This is a genomic window from Candidatus Cloacimonadota bacterium (genome assembly GCA_012522635.1).
In the GTDB taxonomy this organism is placed as follows: Bacteria; Cloacimonadota; Cloacimonadia; order Cloacimonadales; family Cloacimonadaceae; genus Syntrophosphaera.
Genome location: JAAYKA010000042.1, coordinates 1 through 25,294, shown reverse-complemented (window position 1 = coordinate 25,294; position 25,294 = coordinate 1). Strand labels below are relative to the sequence as shown.

Sequence of the window (25,294 nt, the reverse complement as noted above, 5' to 3'; positions counted from 1 at the left end):
TTGTCGGTAAGATATCCCGCGTCGTAGGAAAGGTCTTTGGAAAGCCAACCGCCGTCCAGACTGAAAGCAAAATCCCCCGGGCTGTAAGCCAGATCCAGTTTGGTTTGATAGCCAATATCGGGCTCAGTCATTCCCAAAGCTTCGTCCTTGCTGGCTGAAAGGTTATATCCGGCTCCAATGCTCAGGCGCGGAATGGGTTCCCACCTCGTAGCTCCGCTGTAAAGATGCCCGTAATATCCGCTGTTCATGCGGCTCACCAGTGCGTTTTTAAATTTGAATGTTTTCCAGCCGGGGTTCAATGCCAGCACCTGGTAGTAGTCGCCGCGGTTCAGCAGATAATCTCCAATTTTAATGTCTTTATCCCAGGCTGCCAAAGCTCCCCAATTCAGGTTTCCCAGGTTTCCTGTGCCTTTGGCGGCAACGCGCGGCTGCACGATGTTTCTGGAATAAAATACGTTCCAATCCAAGCCAAAAACGTCCAAATCCTCCGTGAAGAAAAAGCGGTTTTCGTCGTAGTAAGGCGGATCTTTTTGGTTATAGTCGTCACGCGCGCTGTCCATCGGAATGTCGGAATAGTCGGGGTTCAGGGCAATCTTGATGCGTGTCCGCTGCCCTGGATTAAAAAAGATATCCAGCCCCACGTGTTCGGGATCAAAGCTGCTTTCACGACTAATCAGGTCATAACTTTTAACAAAATATGGCCTCAGGGAAAAATCCAGCTTGTGCCGCACCTGACTTTGCAGTTCGATATCCTGCGCCTTCAAAAAATAATCTTTCCCATCCTTGGTGTTCGCATAGGGAAAAGAAAAATATTCCTGCTTGTGATGGTGATAGCGGGTTAAAATGATTTTCCACTGATAGGGAAGCTCCTGCTTGAAGCGCAGTTCATTCAAGGGAATCCGCATGGTCACCTGCCAGATTTTATCACGTATATCGCTGGTGTAGTTGTAGTTACTGTTCCAGGAATAGTCCACATTCATGCGCGAATCCCGAACCCCGTCAACGATGTTTCCCAGGGGATAGGCTGCGTAATAATAGGCGTAATGCGCATCGGGGATGGTGATTAGCTGAACCCGCATGAAGTCCGATGAGGGAGCCTCATCCCGCATGGAAATGGCGCCTTTGTGAAAGTTTTCATCGATCTCCGCCTCAAAACGGATCACCAAATCGCCCCCATCCTGCCAAAGCCAAGCCTTGGTTTCCAGCTTTTCCGGCTTTTTGTCATCGGGATCCACCCGCACGAAGCCGCTCAGCAGATTCTCATCAGTCAAAACCGGCTCCGCGGAATCCGGCAACACCATAGCACCGCAATTTACCATCAGCGCCGTCAAAATCAAAAAACACCATTTTCTCATGCTTTCATCTCCTAAATCCAGATTGAATATAAAGCTTAATTTAGATGTAACATAACCATAAATGGGGGGGGGTAATATGTCAACAAAAATCTTACTCTTGGGAAATTATTGGCTTCTGAAAGCTTGCTGAATCACCCTCAATAAACCTGAAAAACAATGAGTTGGATTTTACACCAACATTTGGGACTCAACAACCCCATGCGAGGGCAAATCCCGGGATAGCCTTAATTTTAGGATTGTATTCCACCTGGGATTCAGGGTCTCTTTTACCGCTCCAAAACCGGATCATTTTCAAGGTTTAGGCTGTATACTTAAAGGGGTGACACTCCAATGACACTCCATTTCACTGAAAAACTCCGTTTTCTTAGGCCGCTCTTGCCCCAAGGCGTTTATCAAGTGATAATCAAGCCTTAATCAAGCGTTAATTATTAAGACTTGATTAAGGCTTGATTAAGAAGTGATGAAGGCTTTCAATAAAGGGCAGAAACGGTGCAGAGTGCAGTTTTATTCACGGCAAAAAGCATAAACAGAGAGGGGTGAGTATGTTTAAGGTTTACTGTCACAACCGAGTTTCTAATGATGGCAATGCCTGAATTTCGATAAATCGACACCGTATGTGCAATTTGCGCTTGACAAATTCAAGCCCAAAGATGAAGCAACGTTGTAGCATTTACGACATTAAATTGCAAACCTGCAATCTGCAAACCATTTTTAAGGAGTATAAACCATGCCCCTGCCACAAAAAGAAGCGCTGTTCAGCCTGCTCAGCAGCGTTGTATTCATCGTCGTCAAGGCGTTTGTGATTCCCGATTTGGGAGCTTTTAACCTGGAATTGACTTTAACGCTGCTGGCGCTGTTCAATGTTTCGCTATGGGCAATCCGCATTCTGCTGAATTTTCGGTTCAAAAACATGGAACAAAGGGATAAAAACATCCGTTTCCAGGCTGCCATGCTGGCAATTCATCTCAGTTTGGTTGTTGTATTTGTCTATGCAGCGGTGCTTTATCTCCTCCACCGTCAAAGCCTTGCCGTGCCGCTGGAAAGAGTTTTGGACCTTGCCTATTACACTTGGATCTCTTTTTATCTGTTTTGGACCGCGGGAATTTTGGCTCTTTGCAAGCGCGGCCCCCTGGATATTTGAATGCAGATAGCGCAATTTTAAGGAAGGTTCAAAATGGATTTTATGGAACTTTTGGCAAGCCGACACAGCGTGCGGGATTTTTTGCCGGACCCTATTCCCGATGATGTTTTAAATGAAATTTTGGAGGCGGGACGCCTGGCTCCTTCAGCCCAGAATCGGCAACCCTGGCGCTATGTGGTTTTAAGGGATCCCCAACATATCAAAAAACTGGCGTTGAATTCTGGACTGCTGGGTCTTTCCAACCTATTCATCAGAAGCGCGCCCTGCCTGATTGCGGCTTGCTCTGACAGCTCCAAAGGTCTTCGCGTGAACGGTCTGGACTATCATCTGGTTGATGTGGCAATCTCGGTGCAGCAAATGGTTTTGGCTGCCTGGAACCGAGGCGTGGGAAGCTGTTGGATGGCCGCTTATAGCGAAACAGCCGTCAAAAAATATCTGGAACTACCCAAATCCTGGCGGGTTATAGCCTTGCTGCCCTTTGGTTATCCAGCCGACAAAAAAACACTTTACACCAAAGCTTTGAGCTTTTTCCCCGACAGCAAAAACCGGCTACCCCTAAATAAGATTGTCCGCTTTTTTGGGGAGGACTAAAAAACCGTGCTATTTCAGAAAAGTTCCCTTATCCAATTCTCTGAACGCGGTTGCTGTTTCCTCACGAGTGTTCATCACAATGGGTCCACGCCATGAAATTGATTCATTCAGTGGTTTGCCCCGCAAAAACAGCATGCGAAAGCCTTCCGATGAGGTTTTAAAACTAACTCCATCTCCATTGTCCAGAAGCGCGACCTGACGGTTTCGGACAATTTGGCCATCAACCTCCACTTCTCCCTCATAAGCATAGAAAAAGCAGGTTTCCCCAGCCGGAGCAGGTAAGCTAAGTTCTGTCTCCGCCGGGATATATACATCCCAATATTGGGGCTCGATCATGATATCCTGCGCCGGCCCCTTCACATTTTGGAATGATCCGCAAATCACTTTAATTTCCGCGCCGTTAGGAAGTTCCACCTTGGGTATGTCCGCTGCCAGAATGTCCTGATAGCGTGGCTGCATCATCTTTTTGGAGGCGGGCAGATTTGCCCAAAGCTGGAAGCCATACATGCGGCCAATCTCGTTGGGTTTTGGCATTTCCTGGTGGATGATGCCGCGCCCAGCCGTCATCCATTGCACATCACCTTTGCGAATAACCCCGCTGTTGCCAAGGCTGTCTGAATGCTCCGCGCTGCCTTCCAACATGTAGGTGATGGTTTCCATACCCCGGTGCGGATGCCAGGGAAAGCCCGCCAAGTAATTGCGGGTATCGTCGTTACGAAAATCATCCAGCAACAAAAAGGGATCAAAAAGCCGTTCATCTCCAAAACCAAAGGCTCGGACAAGCTGTACGCCTGCCCCTTCCAAGGTGGGTTTGGCATTTCTTATTAACCTGATTTTTCGCATCGGAGTCACTCCTTTCATGGTTTTTGCTGTAAAAAAGAAAATTCAGCGGCGCCACAGACAATCTATCCCGAACATCATTTAAAACCAAAAACGCCTTCAAATGTATAAAACAAAGCTGGGTAAGATTTTTGGCGATAAAAAAACCGTGGGGATCGCCGGGCGGCGTCCCCACGGACTCGGAGGGCATTCTATGTAGGGTCTGTGATTACGAAGTTTAAATATGGATGAATCTTGTCAAGTTATTTTTTTTCTTCCTTCGAAACACACCGTTTTCTGAGCGGGAAAATCTCGCATCAAAGCATGGAAATCAGATCGGCAATAAAACTGTCTATCTGCCTCTCCGTTGTGTTATATCCACACATGAGACGCACTTCGTTGAGCGCCTCGTTCCACATGTAAAAATGATATTTTTCCATCAGAGCGGAAGTTATGTGACGAGGAAGAATGACATAGACAGAATTCACCAGCACCGGCTGGGTAACCCGGATTTGTGGGATTTTTTTCAGCTTTGATGCCAAAAGCGCTGCCATCTCATTGGCTTGCAAGGCGTTTTGACGCCACAGCTCATCTTCCAGATATGCTTCAAATTGCGCCGCGATATAGCGCATTTTACTGAAAAGCTGGCTGCATTGCTTGCGATAAAACCGCTGATTTTCACAGAGCTCAGGCCGATAACAAATCAGAGCTTCACCAAAAAGCAATCCATTCTTGGCCCCGCCAAAACTGACAATATCCACCCCGGTATCCTTGCACATTTCTTTAATTGAACAATCCAGAGCTGCGGCCGCATTTGCCAGACGCGCCCCATCGACATGAAGATACATTCCCTGTTGATGACAAAAATCCGCCAAAGCCTTCAGCTCCGCCAACGAATAGAGCGTGCCATATTCCGTGCTTTGCGTGATGGAAACCACGCGCCCTTGGGAGTGATGCTGATCGCGGTTGTTCAACAGGTGTGGAAATATCATTTCCGGGCTCAACTTGCCATTGGTGCTGTCAATCACTTTCAATCTGGCTTGGGTGAATTTTTGCACGGCGCCGCATTCATCCACATTGATGTGGGCGCTATTCGCGCAAAAAATAGCGTGGAAAGAGCTTACAAGATTTTGCAGGGCAACCACGTTCGCGCCTGTGCCGGTGATTACAAACGAAGCTTCACAACCGCCCCCAAACAACCATTCAAGCTGCTTCAACACTTTTCGCGTGAGTGGATCGTCGCCATAAGCCGGGCAAAATCCTGTGTCCGCCTTGCGCATGGCGTCCCAAACTTTGGGATGCACACCGCTGTGGTTATCACTTCCAAAACTGATGGAAAACATATTTTCTCCTAATCTTCACTTTCGCGCTTCTGGCTGCAGCTTTGACCTGTAAACCTTTCACTAAAACAACGAGGCTGCTTTTTCGGCATTGCCAAAATCCACCTAAGTGATGATGCTAATTAATCCTATAAGACAAAATAATAAAACACCCGACAGTTATTCTGCCGGGTGCATATTTTGATGAAGCCATCCGCTTATTATCTTTTTCCGCAAATCGCGAATTCCAGAAAAGCTATGCTTCATCTTCTTCAGATCTTAATCAACAAATATTTCCGCGATCATGCATCTTGCAGAGCCACCACCATTGGTTTCAATGGTTTGAAGTTCTATGGCAAGAATTTTGCTGTATTTGGAAATGGTCTCCACTTGTTCGGGTGTAAGCGCATCTTTGGCAGCCTGGGACATTATCATGAGGGGTTGCCCGCTGCGGCTTTTCAACTCAATCATGTTTCCGGCAAAATGCATCATCTGATCCTGAGTGATTTCCACAATAATCTTTCCGGTTTCCTTGAGCTTGGAGACAACTTTTTCACGCTCCTCTTCCGTTTTGATCACATCCAGGCAAATCACTGCAAGCTTGCTGCCCACTTCCATCATCACATTCGTATGATAGATGGGATTTCCCGCCTTGTCAATCGCATCAAAAAGCAGATATTCATATTTCATTTGCGAACCAAAGTCTTCGAAAACATTATCGGAAGTACGCTGTGAACGACAGGCATAGGCAATTCGTCTTTCCCTGTCGAAAATCATGCTTCCGGTTCCTTCCAAAAACTCGTTTTTTTTTTCCCAGCGGGTCAGGTCGATCACTTTTTCGTGTTTCAGCTTATTGCGCAGCAGGTCCAACACTTCCGGCTTCCGTTCCGCTCTTCTGTTCTCCGCAAACATGGGATAGAGCACCAGCTCTCCCGTGTTATGAGATGAAAACCAGTTGTTTGGGAAAACCGAATCGGGTGTGTGCGGCTCTTCTGTATCTTGCATCACAATCACTTCCACGTCGTTGTCTTGCAACAGCTTAACAAATGCATCAAATTCTTCAACTGCTTTCTGATGCACGCCGCTCTGTTTTCCTTGCTGCTGAAATTGGTTGTTTACTCCAGTTTCCACGTTAAATTCAAATTTCGCAGGACGCACCATTAGAATCCTGGAGGTTGTTTGCATAACTTTTTTGTTCGTAGACATATATTTCTCCTTATTTTCTTCCTGTCTTTGCAGCCGATTTTCGGATATTTCAGCTTCGGGTTGGACAGGCAAATCCAAATCCGGCAACGCTTTCATCTTCTTTTTTTGCCGTATTCTGGCGTAAATCACCAAAAACGGCAGAATGGCAAAAAGCATGGAAGTGAAGCCGGTGATGAGGTAAATCCAAGCCTGCCGCCTGCTGGCAGCAGAAAAATCTTGGTTAAACGTATATAAATTTGAATGATATGCTTGCTCGAAAGCCCGGTTGAAATTGGTTTTTTCGCCCCGCCGATTGTTGGCGGCAACGATTTCCCAAAACCTCTTCCAGGCTCCGGGGTCATTATCACGCATATAACGCACGGCAAAATAGGAAGTTACATAATACAATTCCCAATCTTCCCGCTGTTGGGGATAGCTGTGTCCCAGTGTGAAAAGATCCAGCCGATTTCCCCAAAAACGCTCGCGCACATAGTAGTAATAGCGTTCCAAGCCCATCTGTCCGCCGCTCTGGGTTGCCAAACCTTCGTGCAGCCAAAGCGGCGCCTGAACCAAAACCTCATCCAAAAGCCAATGCGTGTATTCATGCAGGATGAGACCGCCATAATTGCGTGGAACCTGATCAATGCTGCGAACGTAAATCCGGCGCTCACGCGTGGAATAAAAAGCCTCGCTGAATTCAACGATGGCGCCTCTCCCACGTGCAAGGTTTTGATATCGTGTCTGGTCTGGAATGATGCGGATTTCCGCCTTGGTGCGCGGATAAACTCCCAGGCTCATCTGCAGCAGGCCCACGCGCTCTTCCAGTTCATTCACGAAAGCCTTGCCGCCGGGAAAAGCTCCGTCCACACTGTAGATTACGAAATAATCCGTGGACGCCGCCACTTTCCATGCAAAATCCTCTGCGCCCAAGCTGAGACAGCACAGCAGAATCAGAAATATCAATGGCGCGCGCAAGAGGCTTTTCAGCTTTCCAACTCCCTGCGGCTAATCATCTTATAATATTCCCCAGCGTCTTTTTTGGCCACGTTTCCACTCGGGATCTTTTCAATTTCAATCTCGTGTTCAAAACCGTAGAGCCGAAAGCGGATCACATCGCCTTCTTTCACGATGGAAGAGGCTTTCGCGCCTTTGCCATTGATGAACACCAAGCCTTTATCGCAGGCCGTTTTGGCAATGCTGCGGGTTTTGGTGAGGCAGAGCTTGTTTAAAAGTTGATCCACCCGCATGACAATCTCCTTTTCACATCTCTATGTGACTATTGGACTTATGAAAGCAATCGCTGCGTCTCCAATGCAATCATCAGCTCTTCATTTGTGGGAACTTTCAACACCGTGACGCGGGAATCGGGGGTGCTGAGCAGTTCGATATCACCGCTAAATTTCGCGTTTGCTTCCAAATCCAGTTTGATGCCAAGGGCTTCCATGTTTGCGCAAACCTGTTCACGCATGATTGCCATATTTTCGCCCACACCGCCGGTGAAAATCAGCACGTCCAATCCGTTCATCCCGGCAAAATAGGCACCAATATATTTTTTGATGCGATAGCAATAGACATCCAAAGCCAATCTGGCAGTGGCGTTATCGTTTTTCAATATTTCGTCTTCAATCTCGCGCATATCGTTCGAAACGCCAGAAAGCCCCAGCATTCCGCTTTTTTTGTTCAAAATGCCGTTCACTTCATCCACGCCGAGTCCCAAATTTTGCTGCATGTGAATGGGAATGGCGGGGTCAATATCGCCACAGCGAGTGCCCATCATCAGTCCTTCCAGAGGTGTCAAACCCATTGATGTATCAACACTTTTGCCCCCATCGATGGCGGTGATGGAAGCGCCGTTGCCCAAATGACAGGTGATGATTTTCAGGTCTTCAAGCTTTTTGCCCAAAAATTCGGCTGCCTGCATGCTGACATATTTGTGGGATGTGCCGTGGAATCCATAGCGGCGAATTTTGTGAACCTTGTAAAAATCCATGGGCAGCGGATACAAAAAAGCGTGCTGCGGCATGGTTTGATGGAAGGCGGTGTCAAACACTCCGCATTGTGGAACATCCGGCATATTTGCCTTCACGGCGGCGATGCCTTTCAAATTCGCGGGATTATGCAGAGGCGCCAAAGACACACACTCGCGCATAACTTCAACCACATGATCTGTGATCACCACGGCATCTGAATAGTTTTCGCCTGCGTGAACCAAACGGTGTCCCACCGCGTCAATCTCGTTTTTATCCTCAATCACTCCGTTTGTCGAATCCAAGAGAGAATCAATAATCAACTGCAAACCCTGCTCGTGATTCTCAATCTCCATCTGCCGCTTTTTAACGGTGTATTTCTCGCTTTTATAGGTGAAAAGCGCGGTTTCCTCTCCGATTCTTTCAGCAATCCCTTCTGCCAAAACATCGCGGGATTCCATATCGATGAATTGGTATTTGATGGATGAGCTGCCGCAATTTACCACTAAAATCTTCATTTGTTCCTCTTTTTGTTGTTTTTTGTTCAATCCTGAGGAAAGGTTGAAACTGTCAACTGATTTACCAAAAAAGAGGCGGCGACAGGCGGAAAACCTCGATTTCCCGGCTTTTTTTCTTTCTACATTCCCAGCGGCGCAATCGCTCTATCAAAATAGCCATGCACCTTGGAAATCGTTAATCCATAATTGGTTATCGGCACTCCGCGCCTTTGGGATTCCACAATGCGACGGCTCATCTCAGCCTGATTCAGCATACAGGCGCCACAGTGGATTACCAGCGCGTAATCCTCCAAATTCATCGGATAATCGTGCCCGGCATAAGCCTCGAATGAGAGGTCTTTTTTGGTGTAAGCCTTCACCCAACGCGGAATTTTGGCCCTGCCGATATCATCTTCTTGAACGTGGTGGGAACAGGCTTCCGCGATTAAAACCCGGTCTCCATCCTGAAGTTTATCTATCTGTCGCACACCTTCGGCCAGAATACCAAGATCGCCTTTATAACGCGCGAACAAGATGGAAAATGTGGTAAGTTTCACCTGCTCTGGCACATCTGCCACCACTTGAGCAATCGCCTGAGAATCCGTAATCACCAAATCCGGATCGCTTTTGAGGGATGCCAAAGCTTTTTTAAGTTCGAATTCACGCGTGACCAAAGCCATGGCGCGGGCGTCCAAAAGGTCGCGTAAAACCTGCACCTGCGGCAAGATAAGCCTGCCTTTGGGCGCGGCGGGATCGATGGGTGTCACCAAAACAACCAGTTCACCTTCTTTCACCAAATCCCGAACCAGGGGCTTGTCTTCTGTGTAGCGTGGAGGCGCCAGGCTCACCAGCTTTTCCTTGATGAGCGAAACATTTTCACCTTTGCTGGCAGAAGCTGAAACCCATTCCAGACCATGCTTATCGCAATATTCAATATTTTTGGGCTCAGGAGCACGCAAATCACTCTTGTTAAACACCACCAAATGCGGTATCTTCATCTCCCGCAGCTTATTAAGCATCTCCAGCTCCATCTCCCCGAAAGGCTGGCCGTCGTTCACAAAAATTGCCATATCCGTACGGAAAAGCACCCGGTAGGTGGCTTCCACCCGCTTTTTACCAAGACCTCCCACATCATCCAAACCCGCTGTGTCATATAATGTTACAGGACCCAGGGGCAGAAGTTCATAGCGTTTGTCAACCGGGTCGGTGGTGGTGCCCGGTGTATCTGAAACGATGGCGATTTCCTGGCCTGTAAGTGCGTTTATCAGGCTGGATTTACCGCTGTTGCGGTTGCCCAAAAGTGTGATTATCAAGCGCTCTCCGCGCGGTGCGCTGCTCATGTTACCTCAATATTTTTCATATTTATAAACAGAATAAGCCGCTCGCCCGGTTTTGTCAAACACAGCGATGATTCTTTTTTATGAAACCCGCGTGCAATATGACAAAATTGACTCTTTCTTGGTGGCCGCCTTTAGTCTCCCTTATGTTTTAAAAGGTAAATATAAGGTAGATAAAGATTTGGGGCTTTGCGGGGCCTTTTACAACAGACTCGTTCTTATCTATTGGAGCCTGAAAGTTTTGTTCGGAGATTTGATTTTTCTTGAATTGCTAAAAACTGTAACAATCACCCGCGCAAGGGTTAGCGATTCCAGATGAATTCGCGCTTGACATTTTTCCCGCTTAATTTAGGCTTTGACCACACTGAAAAAATGGGAGAGCCCATGGACGACATGAAAGGAATAAAAACCCTGAATCTAAAGCTGACAGAGCCTGAAAAACTGCGTGAACAGGTGCGGTACTATTTTCACCAAACCTACAGTATCGACGAAAAACTTTACGACAGCCTCATAAACGACGAAACCTTCTATCTGCGCGCCGATCCATTGCGCCATCCGCTGGTATTTTATCTGGGACACACGGCGGCATTTTATATCAATAAGCTCATCATTGGCAAAGTGATAGAAGAACGGATTAACCCCAGCTATGAATCCATGTTCGCCATTGGCGTGGACGAAATGAGTTGGGATGACCTCAACGAAGCAAATTACGATTGGCCTTCCATTCCGAATGTGAAGCGCTACCGAGACCTGGTGCGAGAGAGAGTGGACCGCCTCATCAGCGAGCTGCCTTTGGATGAAAATGGCATTGGCTGGAACAGTCCCTGGTGGGGCGTCATCATGGGTATCGAACACCAGCGCATACACTTGGAAACTTCTTCTGTCCTCATCCGACAGCTTCCTTTGGAAAAAGTGCGCCCCTTGGATTTTTGGAACGTTTGCCCCAAAGCCGGCGCTGCTCCACAAAATGAACTGCTGCCTGTGGCTGGCGGAAAAATCCGCCTGGGCAGAGACGACAACAGCCCCTGGTACGGCTGGGACAACGAATATGGCTCCATCTCTTTTGATGTCAAGCAGTTCGAAGCTTCCAAGTATCTGGTTTCAAACGCGGAATTTTTGGAATTCATCGAAGACGGTGGCTACACCCAGGAACGCTTCTGGACTCCGGAAGGCTGGTCCTGGCTCTCTTTTCAGAAAGCACTCATGCCCCGATTTTGGCGTAAAGAAGGACAGAACTACAAACTTCGCCTCATGACCACGGAAATCGAAATGCCCTGGAACTGGCCGGTGGAATGCAACTATCTGGAAGCCAAGGCTTTCTGTAATTGGAAAGCAGCCCAAACCAGCCTGCCCATCCGCCTGCCTTCGGAAGAAGAATGGATGCGCTTGCGCGACAGCCACATAAACACCGATCAACCGCTTTGGGACGTCGCTCCGGGCAATATCAATCTGGAGTTTTGGGCTTCTTCCTGCCCGGTTGACCACTTTGGTTTTGGAGATTTTTATGACCTTATAGGAAACGTGTGGCAATGGACGGAAACACCTATTTATCCCTTTCCCGGCTTCAAAATCCACCCCATCTACGACGATTTTAGCGTGCCCACTTTCGACGGACGCCACAATTTGATTAAAGGTGGCTCCTGGATTTCCACCGGAAACGAAGCTCTGCGTGATTCACGTTACGCTTTCCGACGCCATTTCTATCAGCACGCCGGTTTCCGCTATATTTCGAGCCCGGAACCTGTTACCCTGCACGACGAACCTTACGAAACCGACCCCACAATCATTCCCTGGTGTGATGCCAACTGGGGCGATAACCCTCTGGGCGACAAGCATTTCAGCCAGCAAGTTATGGAAACATTGCAGACCACTCTGAAAAAATTGCAAGGTAAAAAAGCGCTGCATCTGGGCTGCAAAACCGGACGCCTAAGCTTCGAATTGGCAAGAACTTTCGCCCATGTTACCGGGATTGATTTCACCACCCGCCTCATCCGCCAAGCCATCCAAATGCATGAAAAAGGTTTCATCCGCTACATCCGTGTGGAAGAAGGCGAAATCGTGAGCCACGTGGAAAAACACCTGAAAGATTTTGCCTTGCAAGACGTTGCAGACAAAGTTGAATTTTGGCAGGCGGACGTCTCCAATCTCATTGCCAAATTCACCGGTTACGATTTTATCCTGGCGGTAAACGCAATCGAGGAAGCCATCAAGCCCCGCCGCTTTTTGGAAGAAATCCACACACGACTGAACTCCGGCGGCATCTTGGTTTTGGTGGATGGATACGCTTGGAACCCGGATATCACCCGCGCCGAGGACCGACTGGGCGGATTCCGTAAAGATGGTGAGCCCTATGGCAGTTTTGAGGCGCTTAACGATATATTGGACAAAGAATTCGAGCTTCTGGAAGAACCCCGCGAGCTTTGGCAAACCCTGCGGCAACAACAGCGCCTGCACAGCCTGAAAAAAGTGCAGCTAACCATCTGGAGGAAAAAGGCTTAAATGCGCAAGGCGGCATTGTTCGCGCTCATATTTCTGTCTCTGACCCTGAGCGCGGAAATCATCCAAATCGGCAGCGGCTCGCTGTACAACCAAGGTTTGCCAATTGAGCCATTTCGATGCTACAGCTATTCCCAGCAGATTTATCTGGCTTCCCAAATCGGAACGGCGGGTGTCATCAATTCCCTTGGCTTTCAATATGACATACAAAGCAATAATTTTCTGGAGAGAAATGCGGATTGGGTCGTGTTTCTGGGACACACAGAGCGGCAAAACATCACAAGCTGGGTGCCCATCGACAGCCTGAATCTGGTTTTTTCTGGTTCTCTGACCGAAACGGATTTTTCCTCTGATCTGCCGGGAGAAGGTTGGCTAACCATAACTCTCTCCACCCCATTCTTTTACAATGGTACGGACAACTTGATCCTGGCTGTGGATGAAAACACTCCCCTGGCCTGCACAAACGCGAACGACTTTATTTGTTCGGAAGTGGGTGTGCCAATGGGAATTACCTTTATCAGCTTGGATGTGAATCCCGACCCCGCCGACCCTCCAGAAATACCATACCCAAACAATTTTTACATCCGTAACGCGCAAGCCAACCTGCGGCTGGAAATTAGCCCCTATATCCTCACGCCCACACAGCCCTTCCCGGAAGACCAAGCCACTGGGGTTGAAACAGATACAGACCTGCAATGGCGCAGCGACGCCAGCTCTTTCGACCTCTTTTTTGGCAGCGACCCGCAAAATCTGCCCTGCGTGGTTCAAGGCTGGAATCAATGCCAGTGGAATCCTCCGGAACCTCTGCAACTTTTCACCACATATTATTGGCAGATAATTGCTTACGAGGATGAAGAAATCCATCCTGGACCTCTGTGGAGCTTTCGCACCCGCGGTGAAGGCATCGGCGCGCCCAGAAATCTCAGCGGATTTTATAATGGTGACCACGTGAGCCTGAACTGGAATCCCCCGGAACATGGAGACCCCGTTCTTTACCGCGTGATCCGCAACGGAAATTTTTTGGCAACCTCGCAAGCCACAGTCTATCAAGATTTTGAGGTGGCTCCCGGGCAGGTTTTATACTACTGGATTTTGGCGCAAAACCATCTGGGAGAAATCTCCGCCGCTTCAAATTCAATCAGTGTCCACATCCCTGACATTATCCCGCATCTCATTCTGCGAGAAGGTTTTGAAAGCCATCCTCCCTTCAGCCAAATCGTTCCCGGCTGGCTGAATCTGGATTTGGATGAGTCCACCACCTGGACTTTCGATGGTTTGAACTTTCCCGGAAGCGGTGGACCGCTGCCCTGGGTGGTCTTTTCTCCTGCCGAAACCGTTCCGCCCTTCGATTTTGTCACCGCCCAGGAAGGCCTTCAATCCATTGCGGCAATTGCCAGTTACAATCCTCCCAACAATGATTGGCTCATCACACCCCGCCTGAATTTGGGTCTTTATCCACGCCTCACTTTTTGGGCGCGATCACACACCGCGGACCATGGCCTGGAGCGGCTCAAACTCCATATTTCAACCACAGGAACCGAGCCTCAGGATTTCATCCAGATTGGCCCCAGTCCTTGGATTTCTGTGCCGGCGGAGTGGACCCAATATAGTGTTGGGCTCTCAAACTGGAATCAGCAGGACGTTTGGCTGGCTTTTCAGTGCTGTTCCTGGGATGCCAAAATCCTCTATCTGGACGACATTATTGTCACCGGCGAAGGCGGTTGGGTTTCTGTGCAGGACAATCTCGCCCGCGACTGCGTTTTCCAAGTGTTTCCAAACCCCAGCCGGGACAGCTTTGTTGTTGAAAATTCCCTGAAGGAAAATTTCCAACTCAGCCTCCATGACATCCGGGGCCGCAAGCTTTTTTCCGCCAAAGAGTTAAATTACTTCAACAGCGCAGAACACAGCCTTTCCCTGGCGGCAGGAATTTATATTCTGAAACTGGAAAACGGCGGCAAAACCCAGCTAAAACGTTTGGTTGTGATTCCATGAAAGATCAATATTACCATAATGTTGAGGCTTTCCTGGCGCAACTTTTGCAGGATAAAACCTTCAGCAAAAACATCGTGGCACGGCAAACTTTGGAAGAAACCCAAGCGCAGTGGTTAGATTTTCCGTCCCAGAGCCGTTCTGAACTTCTGGATCTGCTTGCTGAAAACGGACTTAAACGTCCCTATCGCCACCAGCGGGAAGCCATCGATGCCGTCCTGAAAGGCGAAAATACCGTACTCAGCACCGGTGTCGCCAGCGGAAAAAGCCTCTGTTACCAATTTCCGATCCTGCAAAGCCTGCTGGAAGACCCTTCCTCACGAGCTTTGCTGCTTTTTCCCACCAAAGCGCTGGCTCAGGATCAGCATCAAAAAATGAACAAGCTGTTGGAAGGCCTCAAAAAGCGAGTTCCAAACCTATCCCAGCTCAAAAACGGAATCTACGACGGGGACACACCTTCCGATTCTCGCAGCGCCATCCGCGCTCAAGCCCGGCTCGTATTTTCCAATCCGGACATGCTGCATCTGGGAATTTTGCCCAATCACAGCCTCTGGGCAGGTTTTTTCGCACGGCTCAAATATGTGGTAATCGATGAAGTTCACACCTACCGCGGCGTTTTCGGCTCCCATTTTGCCAACGTGTTGCGCCGCCTCAAACGCGTATGCCGACTCTACGGCTCCAACCCTGTATTTATCTGCACTTCAGCCACTTTGGCAAATGCCAAACAACTGGCAGAGGAGCTTTTGGAAAGTCCGGTTCGTCTCATCGACCGGGATTCCGCGCCTCATGGCAGACGCGAATTCCTGATTGTGAATCCGCCCATTGTGGATGCGGCTCTCGGCATCAGGCGCAGCGCCATGCTTGAAACCACCCAGCTTGCCAAACGCTGGCTGCGTGGGTCTGGACAGGCTATCGCTTTTTGCGGACCCCGCCGCAGCGTGGAAATCCTCTACCTCCATCTCACAAACAACCAAACCCTGCACCAGCGCGTGCGCAGCTACCGTTCAGGCTATCTGGCTCAAGACCGCCGCGAAATCGAGCGCGAGTTGCGTGAAGGCAGCATTGGTCTGGTGATTTCCACCAACGCTCTGGAACTGGGAATCGATATTGGAGGCCTCGACGCCGCTTTCCTAAACACATATCCCGGAACTATTTCCAGCACCAGACAGCAGGCTGGAAGAGCCGGTCGCAAGGGCGAAACCTCGCTGGCTGTCCTCATCGCCAGTGCCAATCCTCTGGATCAATATATCTGCCAAAATCCGCAATATATCTTTGAAAACAACCCCGAACACGCGCTCATTTCGCCAGACCACACCGAAATCCTTCAAAGCCAGTTGCTTTGTGCCATCCACGATCTTGCGTTTTTGGATGATGAAAGCTTTGGCAGCCTGGGCCCGGAGCACATTCATCCCCATTTGGAAGTTTTGGTGCAAAATGGCCAGGCGCGTCGCGCTCAAAACCGCTATGTGGGCATTCCGGAATCCTATCCCGCCGCCGAAGTTTCCTTGCGCAACATCTCGGATCAGGTGCAAATACTTGATGGAAAGGAACTTATCGCTTGGGTGGACGGCTCCAGTGCTCACTGGATGGCTCATCCCGGCGCCATCTATCTGGATCGTGGAAACGCTTGGAAAGTAAAAGAATTAGACCTCAAAAATGGCAGGGCAATGGTTGAACCTGTCAATCTGGATTATATCACTCAAGCCACCCGCAGCACCCAAATCGAGACCGAAAATCCGCAAACTCGTCAAAAAGTGGCTGGCGGCACAAAATATCTGGGAAAAGTGACGGTTACCACCACTATCACCGGCTTCAAAAAGCTTAGATTCTACACCCAGGAAATCTTGGGACGAGAGCCTCTGGATATGGAACCAACTGTCTTGAACACAGTGGCTTGGTGGATTGGAATCTCTCCGGAAACCGTGGCAAAAGTGAGCGCGCAAAAGCTTTGGAACAGTTCTGCCAACGACTATGGCAGTGATTGGGGCAAAATTTCCGTCCTGATTAGAAAACGCGACGCTTTCCGCTGTCAACATTGTGGTCTGCCAGAAAGCGATGGCTTTCACCACGTTCACCATATCACACCTTTCCGCAAGTTCGACAACGCTGAAGAAGCCAACGATCCCTCCAACTTAATTACCCTCTGCCCACGCTGCCATCACCTTGCCGAACAAGGGGTTAGGATGCAAAGTGGCCTCTCCGCTCTGGGTTATCTTTTGGTGAATTTGGCGCCCTTTTTTGTGATGTGCGACCGCCAGGATATTGATGTTTTCACCGAGGATATTTCACCTCTGGCAAACAACAACCCCGTCGTGCTGATCCATGACAATATTTCAGGAGGCATCGGCCTGTCCCGCAAGCTGTTCCAACTCCACGACCAAGTTCTTTCCGCTGCGCTGGACCTCGTTGAAAAATGCCCTTGCCGTGAAGGTTGCCCTTCCTGCGTGGGTCCTGTTGCTGAAAATGGAGAAGGCGCAAAAGAAAATGCCATCGCCATCCTGAAGGAATTAACCCAAAACGAAACCTCAGAAGTTTCGGAACCATAATCTATTGTGAACACAGAAGATAAATTATCTAATTTGACCCAAAAGACGGAAAACAGCGCTCCCTCTCTTGCTTCACACTTGATTCCGACTCAAGTGTCACTGCCCCATGCCTCGTTATCAACCCGATTCTTTGACGGGATGATCAGGAGTGAGACCTGAGAAAATCTCGGGCTGGAGTCAAGAGTGAATAAAGGAAAAACCATGAATGAACGTGGAAAAAACACCAAAAAAGGCAAACTCGAAATCCAGCGCGATCCTTACGATCCATTTGTGCCAGCCAATGCCCGTGCCATCATTTTGGGCAGCACACCACCTGCGAGATTCTGTTTGCCCAGTGATTTAACCCTGCACCCGCGTGATATAGATTGGTTTTATGGCTCCTGCGACCGTGGCTGCAACACCTTCTGGGAAGCGATGTTCCGCGTTTTCGACCACGATAGTCTCACCGAATTGAACAGCCTGCGGGATTTTGAACTACCGCGTGAGGAAAAGACACGCCGTCAACGCTCTTTTTTGCAAAATCTGCTGACAGCGAGGAAACTGGGCATCATGGACATTCTGGAAAGCTTCGAACGCCGTGACGGAAGCAGCGCAGACTCAGAATTGAAGCCGCTAACTTTTCGGGATCCGCTGCCATTTTTGCGGGATGCGCCCGATGTTTCAGCATTTTGTTGCACCAGTTTGCACAAGGTTCACACTTGGCTGGGAAAAAGCTTGGCCCGACATGGCATTCAGCTTGAAGAACGGGGTGGAGAATTCTGTTTCCAAATGAAAGATAATAACGCAAAGCCGCGCCTTGTTTGGGTTTATCGTCTGCCGTCGCCCTCACCCATCGGTCGCATCAGGTTTCCAAACCATCAGGCTTGGATGGAAAATCTGGTCAGCGAATATCGCCGCATTTTCGCGCAGGCGGGGGTTTCTTGAAAAAGAAACGTCAGGGCGGGCAGTGTGAGCGCTTTTATCTCATTTTGAATATGCGCGCAAAGTCTTGTCCGTTTCAGGGTTTGGGCTATTTTTCGAATAGCGCGGGATTTTCCTCAATAAATTGCTGGTGCAATCTCCAAAACGCCGAATCGACTTTTTGTCTCCGCTTCGCGTGAAAAAATCCGGCGATGGAAACTGTGAGAGCGCCGACGAAGTCCACAATCAAATCCAGCATCGTATCAAACACTCCCAGCCGGGTGTCAAAAACGCCGTTCACCAGTTCCAAATTCCTTGCTTTTTGCATGTTCGCGCCGAAAATGCCATCCACCGCGAATTCAAATATTTCCCACAGCGCGCCCACCGACAGGGCAAAACAAAAACTGAACAGCGCCATGAAAAAAGGGCTTAAACGCACGTGCATCTTCTTGTCCTTGTTCAGGGCGTAAATCAGCAAAAATCCGGTATAACCCAAAAGGATTGCGGAACTACCGTGCAACAAGGTGTCCCACCATTTTAAGCGGTAGTAGTAATCATGAATTTCGCCCAGATACATCGAGGCGAAAATAAAAAGCAGGATTACAATCTGAAAAGGCGCCGGGATGCTGATTTTGGCTCGTTTTGCCATCATGGTGGGCAGCATGAGGAGCACGATGGTCAAAATCGAGGTGAAAAACAGCTCCCAGGAATGGTCAATGAAATTATAGACCGCCGCGGCAAGGCTCAACGCCACAAAAGCCAACCGCATATACTTTTCTATCTTCGCAAAACGTATTTTCATGTTTCCGTCTCTTCCCTTTTTATGTTTTGGCAAATTTATCCGCGCCAAGCAAACTGTCAAGAAAAGCTTGGTTTTCCAACTGGCATGGACTACAGCAAAATGCAAAAAAAGGCATTAGATATGTAGTCAACCTTCCAAGTGGAGTCCTTGAAGACAATTAATTTGAAATTGGCTCTTCCCTTTATAAGGAACGATGGAAAGCGATATTTCATTCATGACAGGGTATTGAGATTGAGCTTTCATATCGTACATGAAATTGAGCCAAATTAACTGCAGGAAATCCAATTATAGTAACCTTCAAACGCAATGGCTAAGCCATCTGAAGCAATTGTTAAGAAAACTTAACAAAAAAAAGCTTGTCAAATAAACAGGGTTTCATTCTTTATGTATTTGAAAGGGATATGATATGAATTTGGTATTTGTTGTTGAAGATAATCAGGATCTTCTAAGCATTGAGATAAAGCTGTTGGAAGATAATGGTTATAGAGTTCGAGGTTTCCTCGATACTATTTCCTTGTGGAACGGTTTGGGTGAGGAAACACCGGATTTGATTTTACTGGATTTGACGCTTCCAGACCGCGACGGGCTGGACGTCTGCCGGGATTTGAAGTTCGATCCCATTCTACGAGCTATTCCAATTATCATGGTCACAGGGAGGCTGGAACTGGATGACATTGTAAAAGGGCTGAACTTGGGTGCGGACGACTATATCTGCAAACCTTTCGAGCAGGAGGAGCTGCTGGCAAGAGTGCGAGCCATTTTACGCCGAAGCGCCCATCTTCCCCAAAACGGAACTGTTGAAATCGTACCTGGACTGAATCTGGATATCCAGCGCCAAGAATTAATTGACAAAGGCAAGAGGATCATTCTCACCCTCTCAGAATTCCGCATCCTGCAACTGTTAACCACTCGCCCGGAATGGGCTTTCCGCCGCAGTGAAATCCTGGACCACCTCTGGGGCGACGACAAGATTGTGGTAGAGCGTACTGTGGACGTGCATATCAGCAATCTGCGAGAAAAATTGGGCAGCCATGCCACTATCATCCAAAAAGTTCATGGAGTGGGATACTGCTTCAAAGCCAAAAAAGGAAACACCGGTAATGAAGGCTGATAAGACTATAACAATGGTTTTAAGACACATATTATCCTGTGAAACGATGTTCGGTATGAGGTATGGTAAAAAACTTGCAGAAATGACATCGACACTTGCCTGGACAGTTACAAAATTGTCGTCGCGCATAGACAAGAGCCGAAAACCCAAATATTATGATATGATGAATATTAACGAAAAAATGGCTGACCTGGGCGAAAAACAAAAAGATCAAAATATTGTTTCAACCCTACCTGTCAGGCTGACCAAAGTATTTAACTGCATTAAAACAATGCCTCTAAAGATGCAACCACAAAGACTATAGAGCCCCAATGGCTAAGATTGAACAATGAGGGAAAATAAGTATGTATAAGAAATTGATTTTTATTGGATTGGTTTTATTTATAACTGTTTTGGGCGCTCAGGAACAAGTGCGCTACGCAGGTTTTTGTTTTTCGGGCAATTATTCAGACATTCCAGACAGCTATCGATACACAAATCAGCTCATGAGTAGAGAAAACAAAAACGGCTTGAAGCTTTTAGAGCAGGAGTTTTTTCAGTACTTTAATCAGAACAGCGAGTTTGGCAATTTCAAGCTTGTCTTTTCCGACGCGGATACAAAATATGCCATGGCTTTTACAATGATCCGTGAAAATGTCGATATAGAACACTTGTCTGATATAACCAAGCTGATCTATAATCTTGGTTTTTCGCTGTATATACTGGATTTTGATGAAATGCGAGTGCTTCAATCCTATCCCATCAAAGTGGCCTACCTGGATATCGTAAAAGGTAATCTGAAAACAAATTCGGATGCCGTCACTGACATGATTGTGGATACGATTCACAGTTTAATGCAACAACAGGTTATGAAAAACCTCTCAACACGCATACCCGACATCAACTTGCAACAAAGTGGGACCCTTTCCATGAAAGTATCTGAGGTGATTTTTTCTGACCAAGCAAGAGAAGTAATTTCAAGCTTTCCCGGAGGTGAAGCCGCTTATGCAAATCTGATTGCGAACCAAGCCACAGAAAGTCTGGCGTTTGACCTGAATGTTTCCATGCTTCCCTTTTCGAAAGACTACACCGGGCAAAAAATGTCGCTTGCGTTTTCCGATGCCACGGTTCAGAATTTCGTCATCCCTCCAGCCAGCTACGATCTGAAGATTACTGTAGATAAATTTTATAAAGCTCTCAATTCGGAAAAGGGAAATGAGCAACTGTATATCTATGGGGCATATACCAATGTGAGCTTGTTCGATTCCGATTTAGGTGATGTTTACTGGGATCAAGAAGTCAAGCACGGCGCAACGAAATACGCGATTAAAGGCCAAGTTGTGGATGACTTTGCCAACTACAACGAAGTTCTACTGGCCACAGTTTCACAAACTTTGGTGGAAAGCTTGACCAAAGACAAAAAATTGATGAGAGATAAAAAAGGTAAAAAAGGGGTGATCAGACGATGTCAAAATTTCTAAGATTCATCTTACTAACCATATTATTACTAGGCTTGGCGGGCAATGTTTGCGCGCTTGTGAAAGTAAAAGCTAAAGGAGAAGTGGAAACAAAGAAGAAAAACCCTGGAGTAAAATTGGTCAAAGAGGCAATCAGATCTGGACAGGAACAGGCATTGAAAAAATGGTCGGTCGGATTGGACTCACAGCGCCTTCAAATAATTAATGAGTTATGGACAGAAATCGTGAACGATTTGGATACCTATGTGATGGAAACTTCTCAGCTTAACGATGGTGAATGGGCAAATGGAAAATGGATGATAAACTTGGAAGTTACTATCAACGACGCCCAAATTGAACAACTGATAAATCAGCGCTCTCAAACCAGCAGGCAGAATCAGGTAGAGACTTACCTCAGCTTTATCTATGTGGCGCGAGAGGTTAGCACCATCCAAATTTCCGCTGATACAGTGCAAAGTAATGTCTCCTCCACCAATTCCAACCAACGGATCGTTGACAACAAAAGCCAAAGCAACATTTCGACCGATACTCAGGGAAACCTGAATGTATCTGTTAGAGAATCAGGAAGATCGGAAAAAAACACCCAGGTCGATCTGAAAGCGGAAGCCAACGTTACAGCAGACCATTCCAGGGATTCATACAGCAGTTCATCCAGTTCTACCAACAACCGGGGAAACACCCAACGAAACGCAAAATCCAGCAATTTTGATTCATCACATAGTTCCCGCCTGAGCTCTGAGGGACACTTGGAATCCGATGTGGAGCAAGCCTATTCTTCCAGATCGGACACCAACGTTATGACAGATGGTACCAGCACGCAGTCTCGCTCTGAAGAATCAATTTTGAATATCAGCCACAGCAGAGAACAGCTTTCAGATTACAGATCGTCTGGATATGTGGTCAAAAGTAGTGAAGGAATCAGTTATCGGGTCTTTAACCCCCAAGAAATAGATACTAAAGTAACTGAGATTTTTAACAAATCCGGATTTGATGTCGTTCCTTGCTATGAAGTGGATATCGCCCCAGAATTTCTGGCCTATGATTTTGCCACTTTGAACGAGATTTCTAGCTCTACCCAGAAGGAAGCCACAGAACTTGCCCGCGACGCTGGACTGGATTTCCTGGCCATCGGAATGTTAGATCTCGGTCGCGAGGAAATTGACCCAGTAACTGGTTATTACAAAATATATGCCAAGGTCAACGGGTACATCATGGATTTAAGGAAAAAATTCGCTGTCAAGATTTGCAGCGTAGGACCCGTCCAATATTGTGGCTGGGGAGAAAACCCATCGGTGGCTAAAACCAACGCCCTAATTGAGGCATCACAAAAAGCATCGGTTGACCTCGTAGATCAGTTGCGAGTAAAACTTGGAATGTAAAAAAACAAAGGAGAAAACAATGAAAAAAATCATTGCGGTACTGATCATGGTTATGGCGCTGTCAGTCGTTTTGAACGCCAAAAAGGACGACGGCAAAAAAAAGGGAAAAGACAAAAACACAACGGAATTCTATCTGATGTTGGACGATTCAAGAATGAACCCTCTTGAGGAGCAAATCAAATATGCTAATAGCCTTGCTAGCGTTGGCGAAGAAGTCCTGGCGACAGTCCAAGACGCTCTTGGAGCGCTTGGTAATAATTTTAGCCCAATTAAGGCTCAATTTGATGCTGCCCAAGAGGAGACGTTGTTGGCAAAGGAAATGCTGATGCAGGCCTTGGGTATAAGGGAAAAAGTTGTTGAGGCCATTGCAGAAGCCAAAGCAACCGATAGCGGAAACGCGGGGCAAATTTTTATGGATAAATCTGCCCAAGCCGACGAGATAATTAGTGAAATGGCAGAAGACACTGAAGAATTGAGTGAAGTGCAGAAAGCATGGATTAGATCCGGGTTGATCAGGATGGGGACATCCGTTCTTCGAGAGGCCGCATTGGTAAAAGCAGTAGTTGATTATATAAGTTACGTGGATTCACTTCCGGCGCTAAGCAAGGCTAAGGAAGCCAAGAATCTTCCCGAAGCCACACTGATTGCCAAGGACCTACCTGGTATTTTGGGTACCCAAGTGAAAAGCTTGGGTTCTCTCATCAAAATTGCCAAAACAAACAACATTAAGATTCCAGCGCAAGTAAAGCTTCCATAATTATGGTTTATCGGGGAGGGTCTCGGCTCTCCCCAATGATTATGAAATGAAAAAACATACTGCATTGACATTGTTTATTGTGTGCATAATCTGCTTGCAGACAGTTGTTTGCATTGCGTCAGTGAAGCGTCCAGCCTGGATAGAAAATCCTTGGTCAGAATATCCGGAACAGAAATATTTAGTCGGAGTGGGTCAAGGAGACACTATTGATGCCGCCAAAAACTCCGCACTGGCAAGTGTTTCAGGTTTTTTTGAGACTCAGGTCGTTTCTAGTATCAGGTCTTTAGAGAAAGAAGAATCCCTCACTACCGGCGGAAAGAATAGTTATAAGCTCGAATCGTCCATCTCCTCGGATGTTCAGATTATATCCAAAGGCAAGCTTCAGTTTGCTGAGATACGTGAGACATGGCAAGATACCAAAGCTGGCACTTGGTACTGCCTGGCAGTGCTGGAAACAGCCAGATTGCTGGACATGCTGGAAAGCACAATCGAAAAAGCAGAATCGCAGATATCCTTTCTGCTTCGCGAACAGCCTCGGATCGTTGACAGAATCAAAGACATCCAGCAAGCGTTTAATCTTGCAGAAGAAAATGAAATCAATTACATCTATTATAACGCGCTGACCTCAGGCAGCAGGCCTAAAAAGCATCCCGAGACGAGCTCAAGCATTATAATGGAAATGCTAGCCATGGCAAAAAACCGATTTCCCCTCCGTATATCTGCGCAAAACGATGATGGTCGGGTGGAAACCGCTTTACGGGAAGCATGCAGCAAAAACGGACTTACTTGCAAGGATGACTCCAATTTTTTGTTGAATATTGACATAAAAGAGTCCGGCATCACCCTTGTGAATAATCAATATTTTGTTAAACTAGAAGCAACTCTCAAACTCATCAATGGTGAAGAAGTATGGCTCCAAATCGATGAAACTGCACGTCTGGGGGATTTGGGACTGGAAAATGCTAAACAACGGACTATCTCTTCTCTTGCCGCTAAACTCTCTAAGAAATTTCTTGAATCCTTGGGGCTCCGTCAATAACCAAAGCTGTCATCTTGGAACAAGTTATACCCAACAAAAATACCGCGCCTTCATTTAGTTATTTCTCATTTCGGCGCGGCTTTTTTTGTTATCTAACATCCTCAAGTGCGGGGCAGTATTTAACCTATTGTATGTCCGGTGGATTTGCCTTAATTTTGAACATCACTAATATCATATGGCAAATCTTCAAAGTTTATGCCAGTTACCTTGCAAGCCTCTTTCTATCTTCGCAAAACGTATTTTCATTTTTCCGTCTCTTCCCTTTTTATGTTTTGGCAAATTTATCCGCGCCAAGCAAACTGTCAAGAAAAGCTTGGTTTTGGGGGTGATTGAATTGGGAAAATTGGAGTGTGGATATGGGGCAAAGAACCAGACAGATTCAGAAGAACGGGTTAGGAAAAGGGCCGCAAAGAACTGTTGAGTCAACCGGAGTATAAATTGTTGGTATCAATCCCAACTCGTTGTCTCCAAAATCCTTCGAGGCCCTTTTATATACCTCTACATTCACAATCAAATTGTGTAAGTGGATTCCATCAATAATATTGCATTCAGTAGATAACTACATCATTTACTTTAATTGCAATAGAGAATTCAAATACTCAAAGTT

General features: G+C 47.3%; 20 protein-coding genes. 12 read left to right on the top strand and 8 right to left on the bottom strand.

What is annotated here, in order from left to right; genetic code table 11:
• Positions 1-1,355: hypothetical protein (locus GX135_02625; protein NLN84985.1), on the bottom strand; the 1,355-nt coding region annotated here is incomplete at its 3' end.
• A gap of 727 nt (positions 1,356-2,082) precedes the next feature.
• Between GX135_02625 and GX135_02620 the strand changes: the two genes are divergently transcribed.
• Together GX135_02620 and GX135_02615 are read left to right on the top strand one after the other, a co-directional pair.
• Positions 2,083-2,496, top strand: coding sequence for a hypothetical protein (locus tag GX135_02620; GenBank protein ID NLN84984.1), 414 nt, complete (start codon positions 2,083-2,085; stop codon positions 2,494-2,496).
• Between the two features lie 33 nt (positions 2,497-2,529).
• Positions 2,530-3,087 (top strand): nitroreductase family protein, encoded by a 558-nt coding sequence (locus GX135_02615; protein NLN84983.1) that lies wholly within the window; start codon positions 2,530-2,532, stop codon positions 3,085-3,087.
• A gap of 9 nt (positions 3,088-3,096) precedes the next feature.
• Here GX135_02615 and GX135_02610 read toward each other — a convergent pair whose 3' ends face one another.
• From GX135_02610 to hydF, 6 genes are all read right to left on the bottom strand, one after another.
• Positions 3,097-3,948, bottom strand: a complete 852-nt coding sequence (locus GX135_02610; GenBank protein NLN84982.1) for a pirin family protein — start codon at positions 3,946-3,948, stop codon at positions 3,097-3,099.
• A gap of 275 nt (positions 3,949-4,223) precedes the next feature.
• On the bottom strand, positions 4,224-5,249 hold the full coding sequence (locus GX135_02605) for an aminotransferase class V-fold PLP-dependent enzyme (GenBank protein ID NLN84981.1): 1,026 nt from the start codon (positions 5,247-5,249) through the stop codon (positions 4,224-4,226).
• Positions 5,250-5,504: 255 nt separating this feature from the next.
• Positions 5,505-6,431: an amidinotransferase gene (locus tag GX135_02600; protein NLN84980.1), complete on the bottom strand. Its 927-nt coding sequence runs from the start codon at positions 6,429-6,431 to the stop codon at positions 5,505-5,507.
• Positions 6,432-7,393: 962 nt separating this feature from the next.
• Positions 7,394-7,657: an RNA-binding protein gene (locus GX135_02595; GenBank protein NLN84979.1), complete on the bottom strand. Its 264-nt coding sequence runs from the start codon at positions 7,655-7,657 to the stop codon at positions 7,394-7,396.
• Positions 7,658-7,695: 38 nt separating this feature from the next.
• On the bottom strand, positions 7,696-8,895 hold the full coding sequence (locus GX135_02590) for an acetate kinase (GenBank protein NLN84978.1): 1,200 nt from the start codon (positions 8,893-8,895) through the stop codon (positions 7,696-7,698).
• Between the two features lie 119 nt (positions 8,896-9,014).
• Positions 9,015-10,214, bottom strand: coding sequence for a [FeFe] hydrogenase H-cluster maturation GTPase HydF (hydF, locus tag GX135_02585; protein ID NLN84977.1), 1,200 nt, complete (start codon positions 10,212-10,214; stop codon positions 9,015-9,017).
• 390 nt (positions 10,215-10,604) lie between these two features.
• On the opposite strand from hydF, the gene ovoA reads away from it, so the two are divergent.
• The 4 genes from ovoA (at position 10,605) to GX135_02565 (ending at position 18,166) form a co-directional block, all read left to right on the top strand.
• On the top strand, positions 10,605-12,710 hold the full coding sequence (ovoA, locus tag GX135_02580; protein ID NLN84976.1) for a 5-histidylcysteine sulfoxide synthase: 2,106 nt from the start codon (positions 10,605-10,607) through the stop codon (positions 12,708-12,710).
• On the top strand, positions 12,711-14,699 hold the full coding sequence (locus tag GX135_02575) for a T9SS type A sorting domain-containing protein (GenBank protein NLN84975.1): 1,989 nt from the start codon (positions 12,711-12,713) through the stop codon (positions 14,697-14,699). It abuts the gene before it with no gap.
• Entirely contained in the window at positions 14,696-17,242 is a 2,547-nt protein-coding gene (locus GX135_02570) for a DEAD/DEAH box helicase (GenBank protein NLN84974.1), read from the top strand. Before GX135_02575 ends, GX135_02570 begins: the two co-directional genes overlap by 4 nt.
• A gap of 183 nt (positions 17,243-17,425) precedes the next feature.
• The gene (locus tag GX135_02565) at positions 17,426-18,166 is read left to right on the top strand and encodes a hypothetical protein (protein NLN84973.1); all 741 of its coding nucleotides are present in this window, start codon (positions 17,426-17,428) and stop codon (positions 18,164-18,166) included.
• Positions 18,167-18,251: 85 nt separating this feature from the next.
• On the opposite strand, the gene GX135_02560 is transcribed toward GX135_02565, so the two are convergent.
• Positions 18,252-18,944 carry a hypothetical protein gene (locus GX135_02560; GenBank protein ID NLN84972.1) on the bottom strand — a complete coding sequence of 231 codons (693 nt, stop codon included), beginning with the start codon at positions 18,942-18,944 and terminating at the stop codon, positions 18,252-18,254.
• 406 nt (positions 18,945-19,350) lie between these two features.
• Here GX135_02560 and GX135_02555 point away from each other — a divergent pair, with 406 nt between their 5' ends.
• The 6 genes from GX135_02555 to GX135_02530 are packed head-to-tail and all read left to right on the top strand — an operon-like array spanning position 19,351 to position 24,687.
• Positions 19,351-20,055: a response regulator transcription factor gene (locus GX135_02555; GenBank protein ID NLN84971.1), complete on the top strand. Its 705-nt coding sequence runs from the start codon at positions 19,351-19,353 to the stop codon at positions 20,053-20,055.
• The gene (locus GX135_02550) at positions 20,045-20,359 is read left to right on the top strand and encodes a hypothetical protein (GenBank protein ID NLN84970.1); all 315 of its coding nucleotides are present in this window, start codon (positions 20,045-20,047) and stop codon (positions 20,357-20,359) included. The genes GX135_02555 and GX135_02550 overlap by 11 nt, the downstream gene beginning before the upstream one ends.
• Before the next feature lie 40 nt (positions 20,360-20,399).
• The gene (locus tag GX135_02545; protein NLN84969.1) at positions 20,400-21,515 is read left to right on the top strand and encodes a hypothetical protein; all 1,116 of its coding nucleotides are present in this window, start codon (positions 20,400-20,402) and stop codon (positions 21,513-21,515) included.
• On the top strand, positions 21,500-22,891 hold the full coding sequence (locus GX135_02540) for a hypothetical protein (GenBank protein NLN84968.1): 1,392 nt from the start codon (positions 21,500-21,502) through the stop codon (positions 22,889-22,891). Before GX135_02545 ends, GX135_02540 begins: the two co-directional genes overlap by 16 nt.
• Before the next feature lie 19 nt (positions 22,892-22,910).
• The gene (locus GX135_02535) at positions 22,911-23,648 is read left to right on the top strand and encodes a hypothetical protein (protein ID NLN84967.1); all 738 of its coding nucleotides are present in this window, start codon (positions 22,911-22,913) and stop codon (positions 23,646-23,648) included.
• A gap of 46 nt (positions 23,649-23,694) precedes the next feature.
• Positions 23,695-24,687, top strand: a complete 993-nt coding sequence (locus tag GX135_02530; GenBank protein ID NLN84966.1) for a hypothetical protein — start codon at positions 23,695-23,697, stop codon at positions 24,685-24,687.
• The last annotated feature ends 607 nt before the right edge of the window (positions 24,688-25,294 follow it).